Origin of the sequence: Pseudomonas sp. LAIL14HWK12:I1 (assembly GCF_003202095.1) — a bacterium.
GTDB classification, from domain to species: Bacteria; Pseudomonadota; Gammaproteobacteria; order Pseudomonadales; family Pseudomonadaceae; genus Aquipseudomonas; species Aquipseudomonas monteilii.
This window is the reverse complement of record NZ_QJKG01000003.1, coordinates 507,164-522,291: the sequence shown is the minus strand read 5'-3', so window position 1 is coordinate 522,291 and position 15,128 is coordinate 507,164. Positions and strand designations below refer to the sequence as shown.

Genomic DNA, 15,128 nt, shown 5'->3' with positions numbered 1-15,128 from the left:
AAAGCCACAGATTCAGAAATCCTTGCGCAGCTGCACGCCGAAATAGCGCCCGTCATCGCGTGGTACCGAGCGGTAGATGTAGTCACCGCCACTGGCCAGCATCTGCGCATACGACTTGTCGCCCAGGTTCTTGCCCAGCAGCGCCACGCGCCAGCCGTCGTTGTAGTCGGCCAGGGCGATGCTGGCGTTCCAGATGCCGTAGGCGCCCTGCACGGTGTCCGGGTTCTGGTCGAGGCTGAACTGCACCGCGTCCTGCCAGCTGTAATCGCTGCTCAGTTCCACATCCAGGCCGTTGTCCAGCGGGATCACGTAATCGGCGCGCAGGTAGGTCTTCCAGTCCGGCGTGAACGGCAAGCGGCCGCCATCGATGTTGCAGCTGGCCGCCGCACCGGCCGGGCAGTTGAAGTGATCGACGCGAGCCTTGGTGTAAGCCACCGCGGTCGACAGCTTCAGGCGCGAGGTGGCCTGGAAGCTGGCATCCAGCTCCACACCCTGGGTCTTGACCTTGCCCGCGTTGACCAGACGGGTCACCACCTGGTTGGCCACGGTGTCGTAGAAGTTGGCCTGATAGTTGTCGTAGTCGGTGTGGAATACGGCCAGGTTGGCGGTCAGGCGATTGTCCAGCGCCGTGCTTTTCAAACCGATTTCATAGGCATCGGAGGTCTCGGGTTTGAGCGCTTCGGTGTCGCGCGGCTGCATGTTGAAGAACACGTTGTAAGCCGGGCCTTTGTAGCCGCGCGAATAGGTGACGTAACCGGTCAGGTTGTCGCTGAAGTCGTATTGCAAGCCGGTCCGCCCACTCCAGCCGTCCTCATCCACCGACCCCGAGCTGGCGGTAGAGGGCTGAATGCCGGTTACAGAAGTGGCCGAGGTGGAGACGCGGCGGTGGTCGTATTCGAGGTCGTCGTGGGTCCAGCGCAGGCCGAAAATGGCACGCAAGTCGTCAGTGAAATTGAACGTGTTCTCGCCGAACAGCGCGACACTGTCGTTGGTGGTGGAATAGTCGGCACGGCCACTGTTGGCAACACCGCCGTTGACCGACAGGCGCTGGTAGGTCTCTCTGGACGTGCCATGCATGTAGAAGGCTCCCAGCACATATTCGTTGAACTGCCCTTTGGGCGAGGTCAGACGAAACTCCTGGCTGTACTGCTCATAGTCCACCGTGCCTTTGTCGTGGGAGGCGGTCAGTGGCAGCAAGGCGCGGCGGTCTCCGTCCTGGTACTGGGTGTTGTCCCAGCCGCGCCAGGCGCTGATCGACGTCAGGGTGTAGTCGCCCAACTGCCAGTCCAGTTGCGCCGACAGCCCCTGGTTCTCGTCCTCGACGTGGGTCTTGAAGTCGCTGTTGATGTCGCGGTTGTGGGCGCTTGGCGTCACCGGACGCAATTGGTTGGCGAAGGCGGCGCTGGCGCTGGTGATCACACCGCTGGGCAAGGTGTCTTCGCCTTTCATGTAGTCGGCGATCAGGGTCAGGCGCAGGTCTTCGTTGGGCTCGAACTCCAGCTTGCCGCGGGCGCCTTTGCGCTCGTAGCCATTGACGTCGTGACCATTGGCAACGTTCTCGACATTGCCGTCATAGTCGCCCCACAGGGTGCTTAACGACCCTTTGAACTGCTCGCTCAGGCGCCCGCCAATACCGAAACGCAGGCGGTTTTCGTCGCCTCCACCAAAGTGCGAATAATCTACATAACCTTGGGTCTGTTCAGGGATGGCCTTGCTGACCACATTCAGCACGCCGGCCGAGGCATTTTTGCCAAACAGTGTGCCCTGCGGCCCGCGCAGTACCTCGATACGTTCCAGGTCGAGCAGGTCTAAGGTCGACTGGCCCGGGCGGCCGAATACCACGCCATCGACCACCGTGGCCACGGTAGGTTCTACGCCCGGCGAGGTGGAAATGGTGCCCACACCACGAATGAACAACGAGGTGTCCTTGTTCGAGGCCCCGGCGCGGTAATTGAGGGTAGGCACCTGCTGGACGATGCTGGCCACGTTGTTGCGGTTGTCTCGCTCCAACTGCTCGCCATCAATCACCGACACTGCCACCGGCACTTCCTGCAATGTGGCTTCGCGGCGTGTGGCTGTCACGGTAACCGCACCCAGTGCAGTGGCCTGCGCAGCCCCCGTTTCAGCAGGCTCGGCTGCTTGGGCGCCCTGCCCGAAAACGGCCAGCAGGATGGCTGCGGCCAACGGCCGGCGTTGCGTAGCGGGAAAAGGTGTACGGTTTTTCTGCATGGTGCTCACTGCCTCGGGAAACCAGACCAGGCCCCCATTGACGGGGCCGACACGAAGTTGCTGTGGTTGTCTGGTCTCGCTCGTGCGAGTGGCAGGCGCTTGCCAACAGCAGCGCTTGTTAGCGCTAACATGAGCAAGTATCTGTGGCCATCGTTTAGCACGTCAAATACTTAAAAGTCAGATTTATATGCAATAAAGCTATTTGCCAATCGCTGATCCGTTAGCGCTACCATCGGGCCATTTCCACAGGAGGCAGCCCGGTGAGCCAGGCCAAGGATCCCCCCCGCAAGCGACGCGGCGCAGGCCGTGTCACCCTCGCCGAGGTGGCGCGGGCTGCTGAGGTTTCAGCCATCAGCGTGTCGCGCTACTTCAACCAGCCAGACCAGGTTTCACCGCCGCTGCGTGAACGTATCGAGGCTGCTGTACAAGCGCTGGGCTATGTCCCTAATCTGGTCGCCGGGGGGTTGGCCTCGGCGCGCGGACGCATCGTGGGCATGGTGATCCCGAACATTTCCGGGCCGATCTTCGCCCAGACCATCCAGGCCTTCAGCGATACCCTCAGCCGGCATGGTTACCAGTTGCTGTTGGCGTCCAGCTACTTCAGCGAAGCGCAGGAAGAAAGCGCGGTGCGGGCGTTTCTTGGCTGGTCACCGGCGGCGTTGGTGGTGACCAGCCATTTCCACAGCCCGGCCACGGAAAAGATGCTGGCCGACGCAGATGTGCCTGTGGTGGAAATCTGGGATTACCGCCCGGAGCGGGCGCCCCTGCAGGTGGGCTTCCTTCATCACCAAGTGGGTGTACAGGCCTGCCGATACCTGCTGGACAAGGGCCATCGGCGCATCGCGTTCGTGCAAAACAGTGCAGCCGGCGACCTGAGTGCGCTGGAGCGGCGCGACGGCTATGTCGAGGCACTGGGTGAAGCCGGGCTGGAGCCTTGGGTGTTCGTGCCCTCGGCAGACTGCGCGCCGTTCGAGGCGGGCAAGCAGGCGATGGAAGCGTTGATCCGCCGTAATCCACGGCCTGACGCGATCATCTTCGCCAATGACAACCTGGCGGCCGGCGCCCTGTTGGCCGGCCAGCGGGCCGGCTTGCGCCTGCCTGAAGACATGGCCATTGTCGGCTTCGGCGACTACCCCTTTGCCAACATGCTGCTGCCCAGCCTCACCACCCTGCGCCCGCCCTCCCGGGAGATTGGCGAAGTGGCGGCGCTGCGGGTGCTGCAGCACCTGGGTGCGCTGGCGTGTGACGGTGAGGTACAGCGGCTGAACCTGTTGGCGTGCGAGTTGATTGCCCGCGAGAGCGCGTGATTCAGGGTACGGCCACTGAGGGTGGCATTGACGCCAAGCCCGCCCCATGCTCTCCTTATGCATCACGTTCAGGTGCCCCCTTGGGGGTGAAACGGGAAACCGGTGCGTCGCAGGCCCTCCAACAGGGCCGGACAATTCCGGTGCTGCCCCCGCAACGGTAAGCGAGCGAAGCGTCTGTACCACTGTGCCCTTGTAATGCGGCATGGGAAGGTGACACTTTCCAGGAGCCCTGCTCCTCCTCGCAAGCCCGGAGACCGGCCTGGCGTTCATGAACACCCCGCGGTGGGCGGGCGCTGTTGCATTCCCCTGGGCGACTACGCTCGGGGCTGCCGCGCTCGCCCATTGCCCACAAAAAGCAGAGGAACGCGTCATGCCCGTCACCAGCGCCAAGCAACACAGCCTTGCCACGCCTGTCACCCTCAGCCAGCGCATCGTCATCGCCGTCGGCGCCAGCCTGCTGGGCCTCTGCCTGGTGTACTTTGCCGGTTTCTCGCACATCGAGGCCGTGCACAACGCCGCCCACGACACCCGCCACAGCGCCGCCTTCCCCTGCCACTGAGTACGCCTGATGATCACGCGCATTGCCCGTACCGCGGGCTTCAGCGGGCTGCTTGCGGCCCTGTTTCTGACCTTGCTGCAAAGCTTGTGGGTCGCCCCGCTGATTCTTGAGGCGGAAACCTACGAGTCCTCGGCCCCTGCCGCCCACCACGAGCATGGCAGCGAGGTGCCCGCCCATGAGCACAGCGCCGAAGCCTGGTCGCCGGAAGACGGCTGGCAGCGTGTGCTGTCCACTACGGGCGGCAACCTGGTGGTCGCGGTCGGCTTCGCCCTGATCCTCGCCGCCCTGTACAGCCTGCGTGAACCGACCCGCGCCAGCACGGGTGCAGGGTGGGGGCTGGCCGGCTTCGCCGTGTTCTGTCTTGCCCCGACCTTGGGCCTGCCACCCGAACTGCCCGGTACGGCTGCCGCCGACCTGGGGCAACGTCAGGCCTGGTGGATCGGCACAGCCAGCGCCACCGCGCTGGGCCTGGCCTTGCTGGTGTTCGCTCGCCACTGGCTGCTCAAAGCGCTGGGCGCCGTGCTGCTGGTAATCCCCCATGTGATTGGCGCGCCACAACCCGAAGTGCATGAAAGCCTGGCCCCCGAAGCACTGGAAACCCAGTTCAAAGTGGCCTCCTGGCTGACCAACGCCGCCTTCTGGCTGGCTTTGGGCTTGCTCAGCGCCTGGCTGTTCCGCCGTTCCAGCCGGGCCTGATGCCGCACTTCTACGCCGGCTTCGGCTGCCGCCGGGGTTGCCCGGCGGATACCCTGCAACGCTTGCTGGACCAGGCCCTGGACAACCAGGGCCTGACATTGGCCGACCTGCGCGGTATCGCCAGCATTAGTCTGAAGGCCGACGAACCCGGCTTGCTACAACTGGCCGAACGCCTCGGTTTGCCCTTGGTGCTGTACCATAGCGTGCAACTGCAACCTTACGAACCCCTGCTCAGCCATCGCTCCGCCGCCGCCCATGCCCACAGTGGCTGCTGGGGTGTGGCCGAGAGCGCGGCACTGGCCCTGGCCAGCCAGCACCTTGGCGAGGCCAGGTTGCTGCTGGCCCGCCAGGTGCTTGGCCCGGCGACCCTCGCCCTGGCCGGCTGAGCGCTTCCCCTCTTTCCTGCAAGGACTTTCCATGACGGTCTACTTCATTGGCGCCGGTCCCGGCGACCCGGAACTGATCACGGTCAAGGGCCAACGGCTGATTCGCCAGTGCCCGGTGATTATCTATGCCGGCTCATTGGTACCCGCCGCCGTGCTCGAAGGCCATCAGGCCGAGACCGTGATCAACAGCGCCGAACTGCATCTGGAACAGATTGTCAACGCCATGCGCACCGCCCACGAAGAGGGTCAGGATGTGGCCCGTGTACACAGTGGCGACCCCAGTCTGTACGGTGCCATCGGCGAGCAAATCCGCCACTTGCAGGCGCTTGGCATCGATTACCAGATCATCCCCGGGGTCACCGCCACGGCAGCCAGCGCCGCACTGCTCGGCTGCGAACTGACCCTGCCACAGGTGGCGCAAACGGTGATCCTCACCCGCTATGGCGACAGCTCGCCCATGCCGCCCGGCGAGCAACTGGGAGACCTGGCGCGCCATGGCAGCACCCTGGCGATTCACCTGGGGGTCAAGCACCTCTCGCGCATTGTCGAAGAGCTGCTGCCGCACTACGGCGCGCACTGCCCGGTAGCGGTGGTGCACCGGGCCACCTGGCCTGACCAGGACTGGGTGCGTGGCAGCCTCGGCGATATCGTCGAACGCGTGGCGGCCAAAGATTTCCGGCGTACGGCACTGATCCTGGTTGGCCATGTGCTAGGGGATACGCCATTCGCCGAGTCGGCCTTGTACCGTGCCGGGCACGCCCATCTGTATCGCTCTGCCGACTGAGCATTGCCAGGCTTGCCACAGGCGTAGCAGACTCCGGGTTCCCGCCTGCGAACAGGAGTTACGCCCATGCTGGAATTACGCCCTAACTGCGAGTGCTGCGATACCGACCTGCCGGGCGACAGCCCCGATGCGCTGATCTGCTCCTTCGAATGCACCTTCTGCCGCACCTGCGCCGAAACCCGCTTGCTGGGCCGTTGCCCGAACTGCTCGGGCCAGCTGGTGGCCCGCCCGACGCGGGTCGGCCAGGCGTTGGCCAACAACCCCGCCTCAGCCCAGCGCGTAAACAAACCGCATGCGGCCTGCGTCTGACCGACCGGAGAAAACCGGCATCACCGCTTTGATAGGGTGATGTCTATCCTGCTTTTTGTAGGATTTTTCAACAACAAGTGCGGGTGATTTCAACACTTCTATACTCGGCATTACCAAACTTCGGGATTGGTCGTATCTTGCAGCGCTTCCGATTAACCCACTTGCAGACGTATTCCTGAGTGATCCAGGAAGCGGACCACATCCCGACAGGAGTTTTCCCCATGACAACCGTGCTGATCGTCGACGACCACCCTATCGTTCGGGTTTCCTTGCGCATATTGCTTGAACGCGAGCGCTTCCATGTCGTCGGCGAAGTCGGCAATGGCAGTGAAGTGGCGCAGGTGGCCCGCGAACTGCGCCCGGACGTCGTCATTCTCGATATCGGCCTGCCTGGGCTGGACGGCATGGAAGTCATCAAGCGCCTGCAGTGCCTGGAGCCGGAGCCGAAGATCATGGTATTGACCGGCCAGGCCACCGACCTGTACGTGCGACGCTGCCTGGATGCCGGTATCGGCGCTTTCGTCACCAAGGAAGAAGACCACGAAGCGCTGCTGTTTGCCCTCAAGGCCCTGATCAAAGGTTATTCGACCTTTCCGCAGATGTCGGTCAACAGCAATTCGCTGGAAAGCGAGCCCGTGCGCCTGGCCAGCCTCTCCAACCGGGAGATGGAAGTATTGCGGCGCCTGGCGCGCGGCGAGAACAACAAGAATATCGGCACTTGCATGAACCTCAGCGCCAAGACCATCAGCACCTACCGGGGCCGCATCATGGAAAAACTCAAGACTGAATCACTGGTAGAAATGGTCGACCTGGCCAAACGCAACAGCGTTTATTGAGCGTTTGCACACCATGAAGCGCCTGCTGGCGAGCATCTTTCTGGCTACCGGCTTATTCGCTTCGGCCGATCTGTTGGCCAGCAGCGAACCCCGTCAGTTGCTGGCCCGATCGGCCAGTGCCGCCGCCCCCCTGTCGTTGTCCAGCGAAGACCGGCAGTGGCTGCAGCGACGCCAGCACCTGGTGCTGGGCAGCTCTCGGCCCGACTATCCACCGTTCGAAATCAACGTCAGTCAGCACGAATACGAAGGCCTTAGCGCCGATTACGCCGGGATTATCGCCGAGCAGTTGGGCATTCCCGTCGAGGTACGGCGCTACGACAGCCGCCACGAAGCGATCACCGCCTTGCGTGAGGGCAGCATCGACCTGCTGGGCAGCTCCAATGCCTTCGAGGCGGCTGACGCTCAACTTAGCCTCAGCACCCCCTATGCTGACGACCTCCCAGTCATCGTCACCCGCAAGGGGCACAGCCTGAAGGGCACACCTGACCTCGCCGGCCTGCGCCTGGCCATGGTCGATCATTATCTGCCCGCCGCTGCCGTTCGAACGCTGTACCCCAAAGCGCAACTGAGCCTGTACCGCTCGACGCAAGCCGGGCTGGCGGCCGTCGAACTGGGCGAGGCGGATGCGTACCTGGGCGATGCCATCAGCACCGACTTTCTGATTGGCAGGAGTTACCAGGGCACGCTCAAAATCGATCACTTCTGCCAGGTGGCCCCCGGGGCTTTTGCCTTTGCCCTGGCCGATGACAACCCACGCATGCACCGTCTGGTCGACAAGGCGCTGGCGCGCATCAGTGAAAGCGAACGCCTGAACATCCTGCGCCGCTGGAGCAGCGGTAACACCAGCCTGCTGCTGCAGCGCCATCTCTCTGCCTTGAGCGCAGAAGAGGAGGCCTGGATCGCCGCCAACCCCTCCATCCGTGTGCTGGTCAATACCTCGCTGGCCCCCTTGACCTTCAACGACGCTCAGCATCGCCCCAGTGGCATAACCCTCGACCTGCTCAAGCAGATCTCGCTGCGCACGGGGCTGCAGTTCACACCCGTCGACAGTGCTTCAGCACAGGCCATGGTGGACCGCCTGGCCCGAGGCGAGGCGCAAATGATCGGGGCGCTGGGCTATGGTGCTGACCGTTTGAAGCAGTTGCGATTCACCCGCCCCTATCTGGTCAGTCCACGCGTGCTCGTCACCCGCAGCGACGTCGAATCTCCCGCACAAGCCAAGGCCATGAACGGCAAGCGCATCGCCCTGGTGCGTGGTTCACCGCAACGGGCCATACTGCATCAGCGCTACCCGCAGGCCAAGATAGTCGAAGTGGACAACCCGCTCGGCCAGATGGAGGCCGTGGCCAACGGTACCGCCGACGTTGCCCTTAGCAGCCATATCAATGCTGCCTACTACATCAGTCATGTGTTCAAGGATCGCTTGCGCATCGCCAGCGTGCTCGACGACGAACCGGCCGTTGCCGCCTTCGCCGTCGCCGCCGACCAGCCCCAGCTACAGGCCATTCTCGACAAGGCGCTGCTGAGCATTCCGCCCGAAGAGCTCGATCAACTGATCAACCGCTGGCGTACCAGCACCTTGGTCAGCGACAGCCCCTGGCGCGACTACCGCACCTTGGCCTTGCAGGTGCTGGTGCTGTCGGCCCTGCTGCTGGCTGGGGTCATATTCTGGAACAGCTACCTGCGCAAGCTGATCAACCAGCGTACAGAGGCCCAGCACGCGCTGCAGGCACAGTTGGCGCTGAGCCGCGGGCTGCTTGAGCAATTGCGCCAGGCCAAGGACGACGCCGAACAGGCCAGCCAGACCAAAAGCACGTTCCTGGCCACCATGAGCCACGAAATCCGTACCCCGATGAATGCCGTGATCGGCCTGCTGGAACTGGCACTGGAGGACAGCCGTGGCGGCCGCTGCGACACCCAGACCTTGCAGACCGCTTACGACTCGGCAATTGGCCTGCTCGAGCTGATTGGCGACATTCTCGACATTTCCCGCATCGAATCCGGCCACCTCAGCCTGCAGCCAGTGCCCACCGACCTTGTAGAGCTGGTGCGCGCCACACTGCGGGTATTCGAGGGCAATGCACGGGCCAAAGGCCTGCACCTGCACAGCGAACTGCCGGCAGAGCCAGTCTGGGTGCTGGCTGACCCCGTGCGATGCAAGCAAATTCTGTCCAACCTGGTCAGTAATGCCATCAAGTTCACCGACCGTGGTGAAGTGCAGGCGAGCCTGCTGCTGCCCAAGGTTGCCGGTCAGGGCATTCTGGCAATCGAGCTGAATGTGCGCGACACCGGTATTGGCATCAGCCCTGCCGACCAGGCCCGCCTGTTCAATGCATTTGTCCAGGCCGATGGCCCAAGGGCCCGCCAAGGTGCAGGCCTGGGGTTGGTCATCAGCCGTACCCTCGCCGAATTGATGGGCGGCGCCTTGAGCCTGCAGAGCGTGGAAGGCGTCGGCACCCGGGTGCAAGTCTGCCTGCAACTGCCCACCTGTGCGGCACCGGTAAAAGCCGAGCAGGCACCGCCAGCACATGAAAGCACTAGCGGCCCGCTCAACATTCTGGTGGTCGACGACTACCCCGCCAACCTGCTGTTGCTGGAGCGGCAACTGCATACCCTGGGGCACCGCGTGACCTTGGCGGAAAATGGCGAAATCGCCTTGGCGCGCTGGCAGGCCGCGCGCTTCGACCTGGTGATTACCGACTGCAGCATGCCGGTCATGGACGGCCACGAACTCACCCGGCGCATTCGCACCCTGGAGAGTGAACGCGGCCTGCCAGCGTGCAGGATTCTCGGCGTGACCGCCAATGCCCAGGCTGAGGAACGCGCCCGCTGCCTGGCCAGCGGCATGGACGAATGCCTGTTCAAACCCATTGGCCTGCGTTCGCTAAAGGCCCATCTACCCCTAGTCCGCCCTCAGCAACAAGAAACACCGACAACACGCCATAGCGGGTTCGACCTGGCTGAACTGCGCCACCTGACCCAGGACGACGAACAGCTGACGCGGCATTTGCTCGAACAGCTGTCGGTAAGCGTCGCCGAAGACCTGGCCGCCTTACGGGCCCTGGCACCAGACGCCGCCGACGAAGCCGTGCGGGCCCTGACCCATCGCATCAAGGGTGGCGCCAAGATGATCAGGGTCCGCATTGTGGTCAAGGACTGCGAAGCCATCGAGCTCGCCCACGCACAGGGGCTGCCGACGGTCGAGCAGCGCGCGCTGCTGCAAACCAGCCTGCAAGCCCTGCTTGACGAAATGCGCGATGCGCTCAATGCAATTGCAACGTCGAGCTGATCTGGCTGATGGCATCCACCACGTGCCGTGAGCCTTGCTGGATTTCCATGATCACCGTACCGGCCTCGTTGGCCAGCGCCACGCCGTGACCGGTGCGGTTCAGGCTCGACTGCATGCTGGCTACCGCCAGTAGGGACAGGTCGTGGTTTTGCCGCACCACATCGACAATCTCCAGGGTGGCCTTGCTGGTGCGCGCCGCCAGGTTACGCACCTCATCGGCCACCACCGCAAAGCCTCGCCCGTGCTCGCCGGCACGGGCGGCTTCGATCGCGGCATTCAGGGCCAGCAGGTTGGTCTGGTCGGCGATGCCACGAATGGTCAGCACGATCTGCCCGATTACATCCGATTGCTTGCTGACCGCATCGATGCTGCGTGCAGCGTCGTTAAGCTCCTGGGAAATCTGTTCGATTACCTGCACCGTCTGCTGCACCACTTCTGTCCCCTTGCGCGCGCAGGCGTCGGTCTGCATGGAACTGGCATGGGCGGCATCGGCGGCATTCTGCTGGGTGCAGACCTGGCGGGTAATGTCACTGGCGAACTTCACGACCTTGTTCAAGCGCCCCTTGCTGTCGAAAATGGGGTTGTAGGAGGCTTCCAGATAGACCATCCGGCCCTGCTTGTCGATACGCTCGAAACGGTGCGAATGGTATTCGCCACGGTTAAGCGACGCCCAGAACTCGCGGTACTCGACCGACTCGCGTTCATGCGCAAGGCAGAACAGGCCATGATGCCGGCCAACCACCTCGTCGAGGCGATAGCCCATGGTGTCGAGGAAATTCTGGTTGGCTTTGATCACCCTGCCCTGGGGGGTGAATTCGATCACCGCCATGGAGCGGCTGATGGCCTTGAGCAGGTTTTCGCTTTCATGCTCCTGCACCACCCGCTGGCTGATGTCGGCGGCCACCTTGATCACGCTGGTGACCTGACGCTGCTCGTCCAGCACCGGCATGTAGCTGGCCTCCAGCCATACCTCGCGACCGGCCTTGTCGAGGCGCTCGAAGGTACCGCTGATAGCCTTGCCCTGCCCCAGTTCACGCCACAGCTGTTGGTATTCGGCACTTTTTGCGTAGCCTGGATCGCAGAACAACCGGTGGTGCTTGCCACGCAACTCGTCAACGCTGTAACCCATGGCTTGGCAGAAACGCTCGTTGGCATCGAGAATGGTGCCATCGGGAGCGAACTCGATCATCGCCATGGAGCGGCTGATAGCGGCGAGTTTGGCCTGCGCGGTGGCCAAAGCCTGTTGGCTGCGCTGGATCTCGACCAAATCGGACTTGCGGTGGAAATCGAACATGACGCCGGGCTCCTTTATGCGCGGTTTCATGAGCATAGATCGCCATCATTAGCATGCAAGCACAGTGCTATCACTTTGTAATTAGTGCATTTTCATTACCAAGCGTCTGACACGCTTGCTGCCCAGGCGTGAAACTCAGGAGCTTTCCCGCACCATCAACTCAAAGCCCAAGTCCTGCTGTGCGTTGGGCACACGCTTGCCATCGAGCAGCGCCAGCAGCGCCTGCGCCGCCCCACGCCCCACGGCAGCCCGGGGCGTGCGAATCGATGTCAGCCTGGGCACCATGTGCGCCGAGGCCGGCAAATCGTTGAACCCGACCATCGCCACCTGGCGTGGTACCTCCACCCCCTGGCGCAAGGCCTGCAGCACCGCGCCTTGGGCAAGGTCGTCGTTACAGAAGAAAATGCCGTCGACATCCGGCGCCTGCTGCATCAGTTGGCTGAACAGCGCACTGCCCAGTGCAATCGATGACGGCTCCGGCGCCAGTACCTCCAGCTCGGTCGCCTGCAAACCGGCCTCGGCCAGCGCCTGGCGGAAACCTTCGGCTCGCTGCATCACCCGTGGGTCGAGCTGCGCGGCAATGAATGCCAGGCGCTTGCGCCCGCGCTCGATCAGGTGCCGGGCAGCGGCACGCCCGGCCTGCTGCTGCGAAAACCCGACCGACAATGCCCCAGGCTCGCCATTGAGCTCCATCATGTGCACACAAGGCACACCACTGGCAGCCAGCATCTGGCGGGCCGCATCGCTGCGCTCGAAGCCGGTCAGCAGCATGCCGCAGGGCTGATAGGCCAGGTAGTTGCGGATCAGGTTCTCTTCTTCAGCAAGGTCATAGTGATAGTTGCCGATCAACACCTCGAGCCCACGCGGGCGCATGACCTCGTGGATGGCCTCCAGGGTATCGATGAACAGCTGGTTGGACAGTGACGGGATCAACACCACCACCGACTGGCTACGCGCCGAGGCCAGCGCCCGGGCCGCCGGGTTGGCGACATAGCCAAGGTTTGCCGCTGCGGCGAAAACCTTTTCCACCAGCTCCGGCGCAACCGTGCTGACTCCGCGCAAGGCGCGCGAAGCGGTAATCGGGGAAACCCCGGAAAGCCTGGCAACTTCTGCCAGGGTGGGACGACCTGTAGTACGGGAGCCGGTGCGGGACATGGATGTTGTAATTTTACTACTTGCAAGGAGAGGGAACGGCCACTAAGGTAGCGCTGTCTCAGGACGCAGGCAATGTAATCTTTGGTAGCAGCCATCACGCGCTCGCCACCAGGCGTCCATACTGCGTAAGGACAAGACCAATAACACCGGGGAGGTCGTTGTTCGTCATTGACGAGACAGCGCTATCTCACCCCGCAGGAGGTACTGATGAATTCTCCCCTGTCCGCCATCGTGGTGATGGGCGTGGCCGGTTGCGGCAAAAGCTGCATCGGCGCCGCCATCGCTGCCAGAAGCGGCGGCCGCCTGATCGAAGGCGACGCTTTCCACCCTGCCGAAAACATCCGCAAGATGAGCGCTGGCATCCCGCTGGACGATGGCGACCGCGCCGGCTGGCTGGTACGCCTTGGTCAGGAGTTGCAGGCCACCACCCAGGCTGGGGAGCGCCCGATCCTGACCTGCTCGGCACTCAAGCGCCGCTACCGCGACACCCTGCGCGATGCCATGCCTGGGCTGGTGTTCGTGTTCCTTGAACTGTCACCTGCCGAAGCGGAAAAACGCGTGCGTGCCCGCCCCGGTCACTTCATGCCGGCCAGCCTGATCGACAGCCAGTTCGCTGCCCTGGAATCGCCACGCGGCGAGCCACTGACCCTGCCACTGGATGCGACCCAACCCGTCGAAGCACTGGCCGAAGCGGTGGACCGCTGGCTAAAGGCCTGCGGTGAGCTGGGGCTGGCGCAAACCGCCTGACCCTGGCGGTTTTCCGGCTCACCAAAGACAGCGCTACCCCATCCCGCAAACGCGGGAAAAGTTCCAAAAAGCTACGCCCAAAACAACGATAAGACCGAGGCCTTAAAACCATGTTCGGACTGGCTACTGATACCTTCCTGCTGCTCGACGCGCTGGTTACCATCGTCGGGCTGATCCTGCTGATCACCCACTTCAAAGTGCACCCCTTCGTCGCCCTTACCCTCGCGGCCGGCTTCCTGGGCCTGACCTCCGGCATGCCGGTGGCCAAAGTCATGAAATCGTTCCAGGACGGTTTTGGCGGCGTGCTGGGTTTTGTCGGCATCGTCCTTGCCCTGGGCACCATGCTCGGCAAGCTGATGGCCGACTCCGGGGGCGCCGACCAGATCGCGCAAACCCTCATCCGCGCCTTCGGCAAGAAGAACGTGCACTGGGCCATGATGTTCGCCGCGTTCCTGGTGGGCATACCGCTGTTCTTCGAAATCGGCTTCGTGTTGCTGATTCCACTGGTGTTCATCGTCGCCCGCCGCTCCGGGGTGTCGCTGGTGAAGATCGGCATTCCGCTGCTGGCCGGCCTTTCCGTGGTGCACGGCCTGGTCCCGCCTCACCCGGGCCCGCTGCTGGCGATCGGCATTTTCCACGCCGACATCGGCAAGACCATCTTCTATGGCCTGATCGTCGCACTGCCCACCGCGATCATCGCTGGCCCGCTGTTCGGTAACTTCATTTCCCGCTACATCCCGGGCAACCCGTCGCAGGAACTGATGGACCAGATCGCCAAGGAGTCCGACCAGGGCAACCTGCCAAGTTTCAGCATCACCCTCATCACCGTGCTGCTGCCAGTCGCGTTGATGCTGCTGAAAACCTTCGCCGACGTGGTGCTGCCGGCCGAGCACATCGTGCGCCAGTGGATGGACCTGATCGGCCACCCGATCACCGCCCTGCTCGCCGCCCTGCTGCTGGCCTTCTACACCTTTGGTTCGGCTCGCGGCTTCAACCGCCAGCAGATCATGAAGATGCTCGACCAGAGCCTGGCCCCCACTGCTGCCATCGTGCTGATCGTCGGTGCTGGCGGTGGCTTCAAGCAGATGCTGGTGGACACTGGTGTGGGCAACGTGATCGGGCAGATGGCCGTGCAGGCGGAAATTTCACCCATCATGCTGGCCTGGCTGGTGGCGGCAGTGATCCGCATCGCTACCGGCTCCGCCACGGTCGCCACCATTACCGGTGCGGGCATCGTTGCTCCGGTGATCGATCTGGTGCCGGGTGTGAACCGTGAGCTGTTGGTACTGGCCACCGGTGCCGGCTCGCTGATCCTGTCGCATGTGAACGACGCCGGCTTCTGGCTGGTGAAGCAATACTTCAACATGACCGTTGCGGAAACCTTCAAGACCTGGAGCATGATGGAGACCATTCTCTCGGTAGTCGGCATCATCTTCATCATGTTGTTGTCGCTGATGGTGTAACCGTTTATCGGGGCAATGGCACCTGGATGGGTCGGGTAGGGCCGAAGAAAAGTATGAGCCCTACCCAACGCAAT

Annotated in this window: 12 protein-coding genes, 2 pseudogenes and 1 riboswitch; of the genes and pseudogenes, 10 read left to right on the top strand and 4 right to left on the bottom strand. The window is 63.0% G+C overall.

Features of this window, described 5'->3' with window-relative positions; translation table 11 throughout:
- Positions 1–12 precede the first annotated feature (12 nt).
- Positions 13–2,229 (bottom strand): TonB-dependent receptor, encoded by a 2,217-nt coding sequence (locus D906_RS11790; RefSeq protein WP_027615205.1) that lies wholly within the window; start codon positions 2,227–2,229, stop codon positions 13–15.
- Positions 2,230–2,489: 260 nt separating this feature from the next.
- Here D906_RS11790 and D906_RS11785 point away from each other — a divergent pair, with 260 nt between their 5' ends.
- From D906_RS11785 to D906_RS11750, 8 genes are all read left to right on the top strand, one after another.
- Positions 2,490–3,536 carry a LacI family DNA-binding transcriptional regulator gene (locus D906_RS11785; protein ID WP_027615204.1) on the top strand — a complete coding sequence of 349 codons (1,047 nt, stop codon included), beginning with the start codon at positions 2,490–2,492 and terminating at the stop codon, positions 3,534–3,536.
- A 53-nt stretch (positions 3,537–3,589) separates the two neighbouring features.
- Positions 3,590–3,814, top strand: a riboswitch (cobalamin riboswitch).
- Between the two features lie 92 nt (positions 3,815–3,906).
- Complete coding sequence (locus D906_RS11780; protein ID WP_016714029.1) at positions 3,907–4,095, top strand: CbtB domain-containing protein; 189 nt, start codon at positions 3,907–3,909, stop codon at positions 4,093–4,095.
- A gap of 9 nt (positions 4,096–4,104) precedes the next feature.
- Complete coding sequence (locus D906_RS11775) at positions 4,105–4,791, top strand: CbtA family protein (protein ID WP_027615203.1); 687 nt, start codon at positions 4,105–4,107, stop codon at positions 4,789–4,791.
- Positions 4,791–5,177, top strand: a complete 387-nt coding sequence (locus D906_RS11770) for a cobalamin biosynthesis protein (protein ID WP_025752929.1) — start codon at positions 4,791–4,793, stop codon at positions 5,175–5,177. Before D906_RS11775 ends, D906_RS11770 begins: the two co-directional genes overlap by 1 nt.
- A gap of 31 nt (positions 5,178–5,208) precedes the next feature.
- Positions 5,209–5,961: a precorrin-4 C(11)-methyltransferase gene (gene cobM / locus D906_RS11765; RefSeq protein ID WP_019099256.1), complete on the top strand. Its 753-nt coding sequence runs from the start codon at positions 5,209–5,211 to the stop codon at positions 5,959–5,961.
- Between the two features lie 66 nt (positions 5,962–6,027).
- Positions 6,028–6,270, top strand: a complete 243-nt coding sequence (locus tag D906_RS11760; RefSeq protein ID WP_019099257.1) for a DUF1272 domain-containing protein — start codon at positions 6,028–6,030, stop codon at positions 6,268–6,270.
- A gap of 221 nt (positions 6,271–6,491) precedes the next feature.
- A complete protein-coding gene (locus D906_RS11755) occupies positions 6,492–7,106 on the top strand; it encodes a response regulator transcription factor (protein ID WP_019099258.1) in 615 nt (204 codons plus the stop codon).
- A 13-nt stretch (positions 7,107–7,119) separates the two neighbouring features.
- Entirely contained in the window at positions 7,120–10,395 is a 3,276-nt protein-coding gene (locus D906_RS11750; protein ID WP_019099259.1) for a transporter substrate-binding domain-containing protein, read from the top strand.
- Here the strand turns inward: D906_RS11750 and D906_RS27025 are convergent.
- The 3 genes and pseudogenes from D906_RS27025 to D906_RS11740 form a co-directional block, all read right to left on the bottom strand.
- Positions 10,370–10,801 (bottom strand): annotated as a pseudogene (locus D906_RS27025) (methyl-accepting chemotaxis protein); the annotation flags it as partial. The gene D906_RS11750 and the pseudogene D906_RS27025 overlap by 26 nt on opposite strands.
- A gap of 102 nt (positions 10,802–10,903) precedes the next feature.
- Positions 10,904–11,689 (bottom strand): annotated as a pseudogene (locus D906_RS27020) (PAS domain-containing protein); the annotation flags it as partial.
- 135 nt (positions 11,690–11,824) lie between these two features.
- Positions 11,825–12,844: a LacI family DNA-binding transcriptional regulator gene (locus tag D906_RS11740; RefSeq protein ID WP_025752930.1), complete on the bottom strand. Its 1,020-nt coding sequence runs from the start codon at positions 12,842–12,844 to the stop codon at positions 11,825–11,827.
- A gap of 207 nt (positions 12,845–13,051) precedes the next feature.
- Between D906_RS11740 and D906_RS11735 the strand changes: the two genes are divergently transcribed.
- Together D906_RS11735 and D906_RS11730 are read left to right on the top strand one after the other, a co-directional pair.
- Positions 13,052–13,591, top strand: a complete 540-nt coding sequence (locus D906_RS11735) for a gluconokinase (RefSeq protein WP_019099261.1) — start codon at positions 13,052–13,054, stop codon at positions 13,589–13,591.
- 110 nt (positions 13,592–13,701) lie between these two features.
- The gene (locus D906_RS11730; RefSeq protein ID WP_019099262.1) at positions 13,702–15,054 is read left to right on the top strand and encodes a GntP family permease; all 1,353 of its coding nucleotides are present in this window, start codon (positions 13,702–13,704) and stop codon (positions 15,052–15,054) included.
- Positions 15,055–15,128 lie beyond the last annotated feature (74 nt).

Coding starts and splice junctions, on each gene's coding strand:
- D906_RS11790 (WP_027615205.1), bottom strand. CDS start 2,229: ATGCAGAAAAACCGTACACCTTTTCCCGCTACGCAACGCCGGCCGTTG.
- D906_RS11780 (WP_016714029.1), top strand. CDS start 3,907: ATGCCCGTCACCAGCGCCAAGCAACACAGCCTTGCCACGCCTGTCACC.
- D906_RS11775 (WP_027615203.1), top strand. CDS start 4,105: ATGATCACGCGCATTGCCCGTACCGCGGGCTTCAGCGGGCTGCTTGCG.
- D906_RS11770 (WP_025752929.1), top strand. CDS start 4,791: ATGCCGCACTTCTACGCCGGCTTCGGCTGCCGCCGGGGTTGCCCGGCG.
- cobM (WP_019099256.1), top strand. CDS start 5,209: ATGACGGTCTACTTCATTGGCGCCGGTCCCGGCGACCCGGAACTGATC.
- D906_RS11760 (WP_019099257.1), top strand. CDS start 6,028: ATGCTGGAATTACGCCCTAACTGCGAGTGCTGCGATACCGACCTGCCG.
- D906_RS11755 (WP_019099258.1), top strand. CDS start 6,492: ATGACAACCGTGCTGATCGTCGACGACCACCCTATCGTTCGGGTTTCC.
- D906_RS11750 (WP_019099259.1), top strand. CDS start 7,120: ATGAAGCGCCTGCTGGCGAGCATCTTTCTGGCTACCGGCTTATTCGCT.
- D906_RS11740 (WP_025752930.1), bottom strand. CDS start 12,844: ATGTCCCGCACCGGCTCCCGTACTACAGGTCGTCCCACCCTGGCAGAA.
- D906_RS11735 (WP_019099261.1), top strand. CDS start 13,052: ATGAATTCTCCCCTGTCCGCCATCGTGGTGATGGGCGTGGCCGGTTGC.
- D906_RS11730 (WP_019099262.1), top strand. CDS start 13,702: ATGTTCGGACTGGCTACTGATACCTTCCTGCTGCTCGACGCGCTGGTT.